The following is a 13,307-nucleotide window of genomic DNA, read 5'->3' on the forward strand; positions in this document are numbered from 1 at the left end:
TGAGCGGGCATCCCTACGGACACGTACGGACAGGCGGGTGGTGATGGGGGGGTGGCCCAGGTGGAGCTGTGGTGGAGGCGTCCTCCCGTGCCCGAGCCGCGGCGCTCTCAGCGGCAACGCGCGGTCTCGGAGCTGCGGTCACAAGGCCGGTACGGGCCCACCTTCTGGGAGGTGCTGCCCGGCTTCGTCGGCCTCGGCCTGGCCATCGGCCTGCCGGTGGGCTTCCTCTCCTGGATGTACGCGGAACTCGGCGTTGTCGGCCTGGTGCTGGGCATCGCCGTACTCGCGGCCGCCGCTGTGCTCCTCGTCCGCTGGCGCCGCGCGGCCGCCCGCCGGCGCAATGGGCACTACACCCCGGCCGAACTCGCGGGGCTCGATGACCACGGCCTGGCTGCGGCCGCCGAACGGATGCTGCTCCGGGACGGCTGGCATGTCATCGCCATGCCGGTCGCGAGGCGGCCGCGCCTGTACGCACGCGACCGCGGCGGCCGCCAGCTCGACGTGCGGTTCCGCCCGGCGGACGAGGACGTGCCGACCGGTCCCGCTCCGCTGGGCGAGGCGGGCCGCCACGGGGTCGATGACCTGATCCGGGTCGTGGTCAGCAAAGGCGCGTACAGCCGCACCGATGTGCTGTGGGCCTCCCACCAAGGCGGCGTCCACCTCCTCGACGGCCATCAGCTGCAGAAGTGGGCCGCCGGGGAGTCCCTGGACGACCTGGGCCTGCCCGGCTGAAAGATTCTTCCATGATCATGCCAAGGACGGCTGCGCTCCGGCCAAGCTCGCCACGGTCGCAGAACCGCTCACGCACGAGGAACGAGCCCGAGAAAGGGCAGCGCCAGGCAACGGTCTCGGCCTGGCTGCGGTGGAAGCGGAGCGTATACCTCTTGGGCACCACGGAATCGAAGTGTTTCCGCCCACTGCGAGGACTCGGAAGATCGGAGACGAGGCACCTGCCCGTGCGCTCACCTCACACCGCCTCGCGGCGCAGGCAGGCCAGCCGTGCTTGCGCCACAGCGGGTCTGGACCCTCACAGCTGACCGGGTGCCGCGGTTGCGGCGGGAGCGACGAGGCCCGTCGGGCCCGTGCGATTGCGATCAGGTGGTGACGGCATTCCCGCCCGGGTCGTTGGGGTGGGGCTCCAGGACCGTCACCACCGAGGTCATCCACGGCCAGAGCGGCAGTGTGCCGAGCACCTTCTCATACAGCTCAGCCTCGTCGGCGGCCCGCCACAGACCGATACTGCGCAGTTCGCCCATCGGGCGCCACAGCCTGACGAGGTGACCGGCCGCGGCCAGCTCCCCTGCCCTTACGGATTCCTCGGTGCGACGACGGTCGACCTCCGCCGGGTCGGTGCCCTCGGGAACGGTGGTGGTGAGCTCGACCAGGAACTCCTCCATGGCGCTTCTCCTTCTCTCCGCGGGGCCTACCGGCCCCGCGCGACGACGCACAGAAGGCGGTGTAGCCGCCCATGTGTTACGCGGGCGCACACCCCGCCGCCCGGCGGCATGCACGCCTTTTGGAATATTTCGACCGGTCGTCTACCTTGTATAGGCGACCGGTCGACTGGTACACAATCATCCTCATCTCCCTGGAAGAAGGTCATCATGAGCACGCTGAAGGGGCGAGCTGACCCCGGCCATCGACACCACTTTCCCGAGGCCATCGCCGACGCCCATCGCCACCTGGAGGCCAGCGGACAGGTGGGCAAGATCGGCGTCACCGTTCCCCACTGGTACGACAATGCCGACATGCCACAAGGTTGCCCGACTCGATGGTGACCCGTCTTTGACAGCGACCGGCGGAGGCAAGCCCCGCCCCGCCGCCCGCACCGGCTTCGCTCCACAGGTGGCACAGGCTGAGCCCACCCATTCGGACGCCGCCGAGGCCACGCCACGCTCTCGCACGACACCGCGCCCGAGTAGGCCCGGTCCATCGCGTGCCCCGTGATTCCAACGGCCTCCTTCGCAGTACCCCCCACTCAAAGGACAGGCATCACCATGCAGACCTCCGCCCACATCGGCGTCACCGGCCTAGCGGTCATGGGCCGCAACCTGGCCCGCAACTTCGCCCGGCACGGCTACACAGTCGCCGTCCACAACCGCACCCCCGCCCGCACCCGGGCGCTCATCGAGGAGTTCGGCCACGAGGGCACCTTCGTCCCAGCCGAGACACCCGAAGAACTTGTGGCTGCCCTCGAACGCCCCCGCCGCCTCATGATCATGGTGCAGGCGGGCGCGGCGACCGACGCCGTCATCGACGAGTTCGCCCCGCTCCTGGAGCCCGGCGACATGATCATCGACGGTGGCAACGCACACTTCGCCGACACCCGTCGCCGCGAGGCTCAACTGCGGGAGAACAGCATCCACTTCGTCGGCGCGGGCGTCTCCGGCGGCGAGGAGGGTGCACTCAACGGTCCGTCGATCATGCCCGGCGGGTCGGCCGAGTCGTACGCCGTGCTCGGTCCGATGTTCGAGACCATCAGTGCGAAGGTCGACGGTGAGCCGATGAGCACCCACATCGGCACCGACGGCGCCGGGCACTTCGTCAAGATGGTCCACAACGGCATCGAGTACGCCGACATGCAGCTCATCGCCGAGGCGTACGACTTGCTGCGGCAGGTCGCGGGCTACACCCCGGCAGAGATCGCGGACATCTTCCGTACCTGGAACCAGGGGCGGCTGAACTCGTACCTGATCGAGATCACCGCCGAAGTCCTCGCTCACACGGACGCTACCACCGGCAAGCCGTTCGTCGACGTCGTCGTCGACGGCGCCGGGCAGAAGGGCACCGGCCGCTGGACCGTGCAGACCGCCCTCGACCTCGGCTCGCCGGTCACCGCCATCGCCCAGGCCACCTTCGCCCGCGCCGCCTCCGGCCAGTCTGACCTGCGCGCCGCCTACGCGAACCTGCCTGGTGGCACCACGCCACCACTGAGCCGCAGCGAGGCCGAGCGCTTCACCGCGCAGGTGGAGCAGGCCCTGTACGCATCGAAGGTCATCGCCTACGACCAGGGTTGGAGGATGATCAGCAACGCCGCCGCCGCATACGACTGGGACATCGACCTCGGTGCCGTCGCCTCGATCTGGCGTGCCGGCTGCATCGTCCGCGCCGCCTTCCTCGACCGTATCCGCGCCGCCCACGCCGGCAACCCCGAACTGGTCAGCCTGCTTGCCGAGAGCTCCTTTGCCCAGGAGATCAGCGATGCCCAGGTGCCGTGGCGCGAAATCGTCGCCTCCGCTGCCCGGCGCGGCATCCCTGTCCCGGCCTTCTCCGCCGCCCTCGCCTACTACGACACCCTGCGCGCCGACCGCCTGCCCGCCGCCCTCCTGCAGGGCCAGCGCGACTACTTCGGCGCCCACACCTACCAGCGCACCGACCGCCCCGGCATCTTCCACACCCACTGGGCCGAGCCGGGCCGCCCCGAGACTCACGCGTAACCGGTCTCACGTGGACCGAACCGCCGTGCGACACGACACCGAGCAGGGAGCTCTGACCAGAAGTGAGCACACGACTGTCCGTATCGGACTTCGAGTGGACCGAGTTGGACCAGCGGGCCATGGACACCGCCCGCATCCTGGCCGCGGACGCTGTGCAGAAGGTCGGCAACGGCCATCCCGGTACGGCCATGAGCCTGGCGCCCGCCGCGTACACCCTCTTCCAAAAGGTGATGCGCCACGACCCGGCCGACCCGGAGTGGGCCGGGCGCGACCGTTTCGTGCTCTCCGCCGGGCACTCGTCCCTGACCCTCTACACCGAGCTGTACCTGGGGGGCTTCGGGCTCGAGCTGGACGATCTGAAGGCGTTCCGCACGTGGGGTTCGAAGACCCCGGGGCACCCGGAGTACGGCCACACCGCGGGTGTGGAGACGACGACGGGCCCGCTGGGCCAGGGCGTGGCCAATGCCGTGGGCATGGCGATGGCCGCCCGCTACGAGCGCGGTCTGTTCGACCCGGAGGCGGCCCCCAGCACCTCCCCGTTCGACCACCGCGTCTACGTGATCGCCGGCGACGGCTGCCTCCAGGAGGGCATCTCCGCCGAGGCCTCCTCGCTTGCCGGTCACCAGAAGCTCGGCAACCTGATCCTGCTGTGGGACGACAACCACATCTCCATCGAGGGCGACACCGAGACCGCCGTGTCCGAGGACACGATGAAGCGGTACGAGGCGTACGGCTGGCACGTCCAGCGGGTCGAGGCGAAGGCGAACGGCGACCTGGACCCGGCCGCCCTGTTCGCGGCGATCAAGGCCGCCGAGGCCGAGACCGAACGTCCGTCGTTCATCGCGATGCGCTCGATCATCGCCTGGCCCGCCCCGAACGCCCAGAACACCGAGGCCGCGCACGGCTCGGCCCTGGGCAATGAGGAAATCGCGGCCACCAAGCGCGTCCTCGGCTTCGACCCGGAGCAGACCTTCGAGGTCACCGACGAGGTGATCGCTCACACCCGCGCGCTCGGCAGCCGTGGTCGTGAGGCCCGCGCCGCGTGGGAAAAGTCCCTCGCCAAGTGGCGTACGGGCAACCCGGAGCGGGCGGCAGAGTTCGACCGTATCCAGGCGAATGAGCTGCCCGAGGGCTGGGAGTCGAAGATCCCGGTGTTCGAGGTGGGCAAGGGTGTCGCCACCCGCGCCGCGTCCGGCAAGGTCCTGCAGTCGCTCGGCGCCGTCATCCCGGAGCTGTGGGGAGGCTCGGCCGACCTCGCCGGTTCCAACAACACGACGATCGACAAGACCTCGTCGTTCCTCCCCGAGGGCAACCCGCTCCCGGAGGCCGACAAGTACGGCCGCACAATCCACTTCGGCATCCGCGAGCACTCCATGGCCGCGCAGATGAACGGCATCGCGCTACACGGCAACACCCGCATCTACGGCGGCACCTTCCTGGTCTTCTCCGACTACATGCGCAACGCGGTCCGCCTCTCGGCCCTGATGCACCTGCCGGTGACGTACGTCTGGACCCACGACTCGATCGGTCTGGGCGAGGACGGTCCGACGCACCAGCCGGTGGAGCACCTGGCCTCGCTGCGCGCGATCCCCGGTCTGAATATCGTCCGCCCGGCGGACGCCAACGAGACCGCCATCGCCTGGCGCGAGATCGTCAAGCGGCACACCCACGTGTTCGGAAAGGGCGCCCCGCACGGCCTCGCGCTGACCCGTCAGGGTGTGCCGACGTACGCGCCCAACGAGGACACCGCCAAGGGCGGCTACATCCTGCTCGACGCCGAAGGCGGCGACACCCAGGTCGTGCTGATCGCCACGGGCTCCGAGGTGCACGTGGCCGTCGAGGCCCGCGAGCAGCTCCAGGCCGCCGGCATCCCGACCCGCGTGGTCTCGATGCCGTCCGTCGAGTGGTTCGAGGAGCAGGACCAGGCGTACAAGGACTCCGTCCTGCCGCCGTCGGTGGAAGCGCGGGTCGCCGTCGAGGCCGGCATCGGTCTCACCTGGCACAAGTACGTCGGCGACGCCGGCCGGATCGTCTCGCTGGAGCACTTCGGTGCCTCGGCCGACGCGAAGGTCCTCTTCCGCGAGTTCGGCTTCACCGCAGACAACGTCGCCGCGCAGGCTCGGGAATCCCTGGCCGCCGCCCGCGCCTAATCAGTACGACTCAGTAGACCCGAAAGAAGCTGAACACCGTGAGCAACGCCGTCGACCCCCTCAAGTCTCTTTCCGACGAAGGCGTTTCCATCTGGCTGGACGACCTGTCCCGCAAGCGCATCGAGTCCGGCAACCTCGCCGACCTCATCGAGAACAGCCACGTCGTGGGCGTCACGACGAACCCCTCGATCTTCCAAGCCGCCATCGGCTCTGGCGAGGGATACGAGAACCAGCTCGCCGACCTCGCCGTGCGCAGTGCCACCGTCGACGAGGCGGTCCGCATGATGACCACAGCCGATGTCCGCGCCGCCGCCGACATCCTGCGCCCGGTGTACGACGCGACGGGCGGCAGTGAAGGCCGCGTGTCGATCGAGGTCGACCCGCGCCTGGCCCACAACACGGTAGCCACCATCGCCGAGGCCAAGCAGCTGGCCTGGCTGGTCGACCGACCCAACACGCTCATCAAGATCCCGGCCACCAAGGCGGGGCTGCCGGCAATCACCGAGGTCATCGGCCTCGGCATCAACGTCAACGTGACGCTGATCTTCTCGCTGGAGCGCTACCGCGCGGTGGTTGACTCCTACCTGGCCGGTCTGGAGAAGGCCCGCGAGCACGGCCTCGACCTCTCCAAGATCCACTCCGTGGCGTCCTTCTTCGTCTCCCGCGTGGACACCAAGATCGACAAGCGCCTCACCGCCATCGGCACCGACGAGGCCAAGGCCCTCAAGGGCAAGGCCGGTCTCGCCAACGCCCGTCTGGCGTACGAGGCGTACGAGGAGGTCTTCTCCTCGGACCGCTGGGCCGCCCTCGACAAGGCGCAGGCCAACAAGCAGCGTCCACTGTGGGCCTCGACCGGCGTCAAGGATCCGGCGTACAAGGACACCCTGTACGTCGTCGACCTGGTTGCCCCCGGCACGGTCAACACCATGCCGGAGGCAACGCTGGAGGCCATCGCCGACCACGGCGAGGTCACCGGCGACACCGTGCGCGGCACCTACGAGCAGTCCCGCGCCGAACTCGCCGCCGTCGAGAAGCTCGGCATCTCCTACGACGACGTCGTCCAGCAGTTGGAGGACGAGGGCGTCGAGAAGTTCGAGGCCGCCTGGAACGACCTGCTCGACGCCGTCGCAACCTCCTTGAAGAGCAAGGGTGGTGACGACAAGTGAGCGTCACCACTCAGGGATGGCTCAACCCGCTTCGTGACCCGCGCGACCGCCGCCTGCCGCGCATCGCGGGCCCCTCCGGGCTCGTCATCTTTGGCGTCACCGGCGACCTGTCCCGCAAGAAGCTGGTGCCGGCCGTCTACGACCTCGCCAACCGAGGTCTGCTCCCGCCGGGCTTCTCGCTCCTCGGGTTCGCGAGGCGCGAGTGGCAGGACGAGGACTTCGCGCAGGTCGTCCACGACTCCGTGCGCGAATACGCCCGCACCCCCTTCCGCGAGGAGGTCTGGCAGCAGCTCGCCGAGGGCATGCGCTTCATTCCTGGCGCCTTCGACGACGACGAGGCGTTCGTGCGGCTGCGCAAGACGGTCGACGAACTCGACGCCTCTCGTGGCACGGCAGGTAACTTCGCCTTCTACCTGTCTGTGCCGCCGAAGTTCTTTCCCCAGGTCGTCCAGCAGCTCAAGAAGCACGGCCTCGCCGACGCCCCCGAAGGTTCCTGGCGCCGCGCGGTCATCGAGAAGCCCTTCGGTCACGACATCACGTCGGCCAAGGAGCTGAACCGGATCGTCCACGACGTCTTCGCGCCCGAGCAGGTCTTCCGGATCGACCACTACCTGGGCAAGGAGACCGTCCAGAACATCCTGGCGCTCCGCTTCGCCAACCAGATGTACGAGCCGATCTGGAACCGGAGCTACGTCGACCACGTGCAGATCACGATGGCCGAGGACATCGGCATCGGTGGCCGCGCCGGCTACTACGACGGCATCGGCGCCGCCCGCGACGTCGTCCAGAACCACCTGCTCCAGCTGATGGCCCTCACTGCCATGGAGGAGCCCGCCGCGTTCGACGCCGAGTCGCTCGTGACGGAGAAGCTCAAGGTCCTCAAGTCCGTTCGGCTGCCCGCCGACCTGGCAAAGTCCACGGTGCGTGCCCAGTACGCCGAGGGCTGGCAGGGCGGCGAGAGAGTGCACGGATATCTGGAGGAGAACGGCATCGCTCCGTCCTCGATCACGGAGACGTACGCGTCGATCAAGTTGGAGATCGATAACCGCCGCTGGGCGGGTGTCCCCTTCTACCTGCGTGCCGGCAAGCGCCTGGGCCGCCGCGTCACCGAGATCGCGATCGTCTTCCAGCGGGCGCCCTACTCGCCGTTCGACCCTTCGGCCACGACGGAGCTGGGCGAGAACGCCCTGGTGATCCGGGTCCAGCCTGATGAGGGTGTGACCATGAGGTTCGGTTCCAAGGTGCCCGGCACCTCGATGGAGATCCGGGACGTGACCATGGACTTCGCCTACGGAGAGTCCTTCACGGAGTCCAGCCCCGAAGCATACGAACGTCTGATCCTCGATGTGCTGCTGGGTGACGCCAACCTCTTCCCCCGCACGGAAGAGGTGGAGGAGTCCTGGCGCATCCTCGACCCCGTCGAGGAGCACTGGGAGACGCACGGCAAGCCCACCCAGTACGCCTCGGGCAGCTGGGGCCCGAAGGATGCGGGCGAGATGCTCGCACGAGACGGACGGAGCTGGCGCAGGCCATGAAGATCGACCTGACTGACACCACGGCAAGCAAGATCAACAAGGCGCTCGTGCAAGGGCGCCGGGCCATCGGGACACCCGTCGTGAGCATGGTCCTCACGATGGTTGTCGTCACCGACGAGGAGAACACTCACGACGCCCTCAAGGCCGCTGAGGAGGCCTCGCGCGAGCACCCCTCGCGCACCCTCGTCGTCATCAAGCACGCCGCCCGCTCCCCGCGCGACCGGCAGGGCAACCGTCTCGATGCAGAGGTGAGGGTCGGCGCCGACGCGGGGACCGGCGAGACCGTTCTGCTGCGGCCGTATGGCGAGATCATCGACTTCATCGACTCGGCAGTGCTGCCGCTGCTGCTGCCTGACGCGCCGGTCGTCGTATGGTGGCCGGTCGACGCCCCCGACGCTCCCACCGAGGACCCGCTGGGAGCACTGGCGCAGCGTCGGATTACCGACCTGTACGCCGTCGAGCAGCCCCGCCCGGTCCTTGAAGCGCGCGCACGCTCCTATGCGCCCGGGGACACCGACCTCGCCTGGACCCGCCTTACCCCATGGTGCTCGACTCTGGCAGCCGCCCTGGACCAAGCCGGGATCGAGGTGGTCTCGGCGGCGGTGGAGAGTGAGGCCGGCAACCCGAGCGCGGAGCTGCTGGCCCGGTGGATCGAAGCCCGCCTGAACGTTCCGGTCGAGCGGATCGTCAGCGCAGGACCGGTCATTACGGCAGTGCGTCTGGGGACCAGATGCGGCGACATCACCATCAGCCGCCCCGAGGGCCCGCTGGCCACGCTGTCCTTCCCAGGGCAGCCGACGCGCTCTCTCGCTCTGAAGGTCCGCACCACTGCTGAACTGATCGCCGAGGAGCTCCGGCACCTCGGCGTCGACGAGATGTACGCCGTCGCCCTTCGGGGCGCAGACGCTGAGGAGAACCCCGCTCATGTCTGATTCCCCCAGGCTCAACCGGCTGCCCGAGTGGGCGGCCCTCGGCAAGCACCGTGAGCAGCTGGGAGACACCCACCTGCGGGAGCTGTTCGCCGCCGCCCCGGAGCGCGGCTCCGCGTACACCCTGCGGGTCGGCGACCTGTATCTGGACTACTCCAAGCACCTGGTCACCGACGAGACGCTGGCGCTGCTGCGCGAGCTGGCCGTGGCGACCGGGGTGGCCGAGCTGCGCGACGCGATGTTCCGCGGCGAGAAGATCAACACCACCGAGGACCGGGCCGTCCTTCACACCGCGCTGCGCGCCCCCCGCGAGGCCGTAATCGAAGTCGACGGCGAGAACGTCGTCCCCAGTGTGCAGGCCGTACTCGACAAGATGTCCGTCTTCGCCGAGACGGTGCGCGCCAGCAAGTGGACCGGACACACCGGCAAGCCGATGAAGAACATCGTCAACATCGGCATCGGCGGCTCCGACCTCGGCCCCGCCATGGCGTACGAGGTCCTACGCTCCTATACCCGGCGGGATCTGACGTTCCGTTTCGTCTCCAACGTCGACGGCGCCGACCTCCACGAGGCCGTCCACGACCTCGACCCGGCCGAGACGCTCTTCATCATCGCCTCGAAGACCTTCACCACCATCGAGACGATCACCAACGCCACCTCCGCCCGAGAGTGGCTCCTCGCCGGTCTGGGGGCCGGTCAGGAGGCCGTCGCCAAGCACTTCGTGGCCCTGTCGACCAACGCCGGCAAGGTCCAGGACTTCGGCATCGACACGGCCAACATGTTCGAGTTCTGGGACTGGGTCGGCGGCCGCTACTCCTACGACTCCGCCATCGGCCTCTCCCTGATGATCGCTATCGGCCCGGACCGCTTCCGCGAGATGCTCGACGGCTTCCACCTCGTCGACGAGCACTTCCGCACCGCCCCGGCCGAAGAGAACGCCCCACTGCTGCTCGGCCTCCTCGGCGTCTGGTACGGCGCCTTCTTCGACGCCCAGTCGCACGCCGTGCTGCCGTACTCGCACTACCTGTCGAAGTTCACCGCGTACCTCCAGCAGCTCGACATGGAGTCCAACGGCAAGTCCGTGGACCGCGAGGGCCGGCCCGTCAACTGGCAGACCGGACCGGTCGTCTGGGGCACCCCGGGCACCAACGGGCAGCACGCGTACTACCAGCTGATCCACCAGGGCACCAAGGTCATCCCGGCCGACTTCATCGGCTTCGCCGAGCCCGTCGCCGACCTGCTGCCAGGCCTGGTCGCCCAGCACGACCTGCTGATGGCCAACTTCTTCGCCCAGACGCAGGCGCTGGCCTTCGGCAAGACTCCGGAGGAGGTGCGCGCCGAGGGCGTGGCCGAGGGTCTCGTCCCGCACAAGACCTTCAAGGGCAACCACCCCACCACCACGATCCTGGCGAAGGAGCTCACGCCCTCCGTCCTCGGCCAGCTGATCGCGCTCTACGAGCACAAGGTCTTCGTACAGGGCGCAGTCTGGAACATCGACTCCTTCGACCAGTGGGGCGTCGAGCTCGGCAAGGTCCTCGCCAAGAAGATCGAACCGGTCCTGGCCAAGGGCGGCGGAGGCGAGGTGCCCGGCCTCGCCCCGTCCACTACCGCGCTCGTCGCCGCCTACCGCGACGCGCGAGGACGTTGACGCACGTCCACCAAGCATCCCTGCCATGGTCAAGCCGGTCATTGCTCAGAACGGCGCATCCTCCCGCCTCGGTGAACTGGGCGGGAGGATGCTGCAGACCTGCGGTCCCGACTGGTCGCCAGCCACAGACCAGCTGCACCATCCGCTTCCAGCTCGCCCCGCCGCGCGAGGCCACATGCAGCATGGCCCCGGGCACGAGCACCGGTGCCCATCGGCAGGGACATCCCTACACCGCTTACGAAGGAAGTGATCTCATGGGCGAACTCGTTCTGGTGCGCCACGGCGAGACCGAATGGACGCTGTCACGACAACACACCAGCTCCACCGACCTGCCGCTCACAGCAAATGGAGAACGGCAGGCGCGGGCGATCGCACCCCTGCTTTCCAACCGACGCATCGCGCTGGTGCTCACCAGCCCCCTTCAACGAGCCACACGCACTGCGGACCTCGCAGGGCTACAGCATCACGAAATCGAACCTGACCTCCGCGAGTGGGAGTACGGCGGTTATGAGGGCATCACGACCGCAGAGATACACCGCACCCGGCCCGGGTGGAATCTGTGGTCGGACGGAGTGCCGCCGGGCCCGGACGGTCATTCCGGGGAGAGCCCGGAGCAGGTGGGCGCTCGCGCCGACCGCCTACTGACACGCATCGGTGGGCTCCTCAAGGACGACTCCGAGGGCGACGTCGTCCTGGTAGCGCACGGCCACTTCCTGCGAGTCCTGACCGCTCGCCGACTCGGGCTACCGGCCTCCGCCGGCGCGCTCTTCCTGCTCGACACCGCGACCGTCAGCTCGCTGGGCATCGAGCGCGGACGCCCAGTGGTCACCTCGTGGAACGCACGCACCGCCATCCAAACCCCTCAGGCAACCACAGCAGGGGTGGAGTCAGGCTGTTGTTGAGTGCGAGGCAACGGCCTCCGCTGGACCATGCGCTGGGAGACCGCCCTGAACGCCTTCGACATCACCTTCGACGGCCGACTGTCCGCAGCCCGCCAGTAACCTCAACCGCCCTGGTTACACCGCTCGTTTGGCTCTGGCCCGTAGTCGGTGCCACCACCGACTACGGGCCAGAGCCGCTCGTTTGACAGACCCCGACCCGGGCCATTGGCGCCCGCCGAACACTCCGGATGGAGCATTTACACCATGGGAATGACCGCTACGGATCTTGCAGCCGGGCTCTTCAGAGTGCTCGAAACGGGCGATCCTGCTCTGGCTACGGAAGTGGTGCACAAGGAATTCCGGAACCGTGAGGCGGCCGTGGCGCCTCCGGCGTGCCGGATCTCCGGCCCGGCGGGCGTGCTGGCGTCGAGTGCGTGGATGCAGTCCGCGTTCGAGGGTCTGCGGCTGCCCTTCATGGAGACCATCCACAACGGCGATCAGGTCTGGGTGCGGCTTCGTATGCAGGGGCGTCACAGCGGTGCCTTCGTCCTCTTCAGGGACGGCGCTGTGGACCAGGTCGTGCCGCCCACGGGACGGGAGATCGACTTCGAGCAGATTCATGTGCTCGGCCTACGCGGTCAGCTACCGGGTACACGCGATAGGTAAGTGACATCCTCGGGTGTTGGTGCCGGATACCGATAGGGACCGGCACCAACACCCAGGTCCTGACAGTTCCCCTCCGATCCCGTGACGTTGCTGGCTGATCCGGGGGTCTGTCAAACGAACGGCCCTGTCTCGCATTCGGTGGTGACGCAGCGTCGTGAGGGGTCGTTGACATCTGAGTGAAAGATGTCAACGAGCTTGTGAAGACGGTGTTTTCAGGGCTGTCCTCGCTGGTCATCGAGGATGTGGTCGACGAGGGCGAGCGGATCGTGATGTGGGCGCGAACTCCGAAGGACACCGCGGTCTGCCCGGTGTGCGGGGCGTCGTCGGGGCGCGTGCACGGCTATCACTGACAGACGGTGGCCGACGTTGCGCCTGCCGAAAAGATCGTCCGCGCAGGTCATGCGGCATGTTGGTACTCGTGGAGGATGCCGCCGAGCCGTTCACGTTTCCGTATGTCGAGGCGAGCGATCTGCTCCGGATCACTGATCGATGAGGTATTCGGCAAGGGCAACGCCGATGGCCTCGACGGCGCCGGACATCGCCTGTTCGCGACCGTCCCGCTGACGCTCACCACCGCAGCAGCCGCTGACCGCCTGCTTGACCGGCCTGATGGTGGCTGGGTCAAGGTCACCGGCGTGCCCGCTCAGCACGGCCCGGACGGCTCCGAGCACGTCACCGAACGCGCCACAGGCTTCATGCCGTCCGGTACGGACGCGCCCACCGTCTACACCAGCGGGGGCAATCCGTCCCTGGAGAACGTTGGCGAGGGGAACGATCCGACGGACATTTGCTACTAGTCAACCGGTCAACTAACATAGCTGACCGGTCGGCTTTTCGACCAAGCAAAGTCCCCATGAAACGAGACTGAGTCCCCCATGAAGTGGAGAGCCCGCGT

General features: G+C 68.1%; 13 protein-coding genes. 12 read left to right on the forward strand and 1 reads right to left on the reverse strand.

The annotated features are described in order from the left end of the window. The first annotated feature begins 87 nt into the window (after positions 1 to 87). Positions 88 to 732, forward strand: coding sequence for a hypothetical protein (locus ACIBB8_RS32345; protein ID WP_398958222.1), 645 nt, complete (start codon positions 88 to 90; stop codon positions 730 to 732). Between the two features lie 362 nt (positions 733 to 1,094). On the opposite strand, the gene ACIBB8_RS32350 is transcribed toward ACIBB8_RS32345, so the two are convergent. Further along, on the reverse strand, positions 1,095 to 1,397 hold the full coding sequence (locus tag ACIBB8_RS32350; protein WP_398958224.1) for a muconolactone Delta-isomerase family protein: 303 nt from the start codon (positions 1,395 to 1,397) through the stop codon (positions 1,095 to 1,097). A 207-nt stretch (positions 1,398 to 1,604) separates the two neighbouring features. Between ACIBB8_RS32350 and ACIBB8_RS32355 the strand changes: the two genes are divergently transcribed. The 11 genes from ACIBB8_RS32355 to ACIBB8_RS32405 all read left to right on the forward strand — a co-directional run bounded on the left by ACIBB8_RS32355 (position 1,605) and on the right by ACIBB8_RS32405 (position 13,209). Further along, entirely contained in the window at positions 1,605 to 1,778 is a 174-nt protein-coding gene (locus ACIBB8_RS32355) for a hypothetical protein (RefSeq protein ID WP_398958226.1), read from the forward strand. A gap of 219 nt (positions 1,779 to 1,997) precedes the next feature. Next, complete coding sequence (gene gndA / locus ACIBB8_RS32360; protein ID WP_398958228.1) at positions 1,998 to 3,437, forward strand: NADP-dependent phosphogluconate dehydrogenase; 1,440 nt, start codon at positions 1,998 to 2,000, stop codon at positions 3,435 to 3,437. 119 nt (positions 3,438 to 3,556) lie between these two features. After that, the gene (gene tkt / locus ACIBB8_RS32365) at positions 3,557 to 5,587 is read left to right on the forward strand and encodes a transketolase (RefSeq protein ID WP_398958246.1); all 2,031 of its coding nucleotides are present in this window, start codon (positions 3,557 to 3,559) and stop codon (positions 5,585 to 5,587) included. 29 nt (positions 5,588 to 5,616) lie between these two features. Beyond that, positions 5,617 to 6,753 carry a transaldolase gene (gene tal / locus ACIBB8_RS32370; RefSeq protein WP_398958248.1) on the forward strand — a complete coding sequence of 379 codons (1,137 nt, stop codon included), beginning with the start codon at positions 5,617 to 5,619 and terminating at the stop codon, positions 6,751 to 6,753. After that, positions 6,750 to 8,288 (forward strand): glucose-6-phosphate dehydrogenase, encoded by a 1,539-nt coding sequence (zwf, locus tag ACIBB8_RS32375; protein WP_398958230.1) that lies wholly within the window; start codon positions 6,750 to 6,752, stop codon positions 8,286 to 8,288. The genes tal and zwf overlap by 4 nt, the downstream gene beginning before the upstream one ends. Continuing rightward, a complete protein-coding gene (gene opcA / locus ACIBB8_RS32380; RefSeq protein WP_398958232.1) occupies positions 8,285 to 9,220 on the forward strand; it encodes a glucose-6-phosphate dehydrogenase assembly protein OpcA in 936 nt (311 codons plus the stop codon). Before zwf ends, opcA begins: the two co-directional genes overlap by 4 nt. Continuing rightward, a complete protein-coding gene (gene pgi / locus ACIBB8_RS32385; protein WP_398958234.1) occupies positions 9,213 to 10,865 on the forward strand; it encodes a glucose-6-phosphate isomerase in 1,653 nt (550 codons plus the stop codon). The genes opcA and pgi overlap by 8 nt, the downstream gene beginning before the upstream one ends. A gap of 254 nt (positions 10,866 to 11,119) precedes the next feature. Beyond that, positions 11,120 to 11,767 carry a histidine phosphatase family protein gene (locus ACIBB8_RS32390; protein ID WP_398958236.1) on the forward strand — a complete coding sequence of 216 codons (648 nt, stop codon included), beginning with the start codon at positions 11,120 to 11,122 and terminating at the stop codon, positions 11,765 to 11,767. Between the two features lie 249 nt (positions 11,768 to 12,016). Beyond that, positions 12,017 to 12,412, forward strand: a complete 396-nt coding sequence (locus tag ACIBB8_RS32395) for an ester cyclase (RefSeq protein WP_398958238.1) — start codon at positions 12,017 to 12,019, stop codon at positions 12,410 to 12,412. Positions 12,413 to 12,609: 197 nt separating this feature from the next. Beyond that, positions 12,610 to 12,762, forward strand: a complete 153-nt coding sequence (locus ACIBB8_RS32400) for a hypothetical protein (protein WP_398958250.1) — start codon at positions 12,610 to 12,612, stop codon at positions 12,760 to 12,762. A gap of 102 nt (positions 12,763 to 12,864) precedes the next feature. Continuing rightward, entirely contained in the window at positions 12,865 to 13,209 is a 345-nt protein-coding gene (locus ACIBB8_RS32405) for a hypothetical protein (RefSeq protein WP_398958240.1), read from the forward strand. Positions 13,210 to 13,307: the final 98 nt, after the last annotated feature.

It is taken from the genome of Streptomyces sp. NPDC051286 (assembly GCF_044455345.1).
GTDB lineage: Bacteria > Actinomycetota > Actinomycetes > Streptomycetales > Streptomycetaceae > Streptomyces.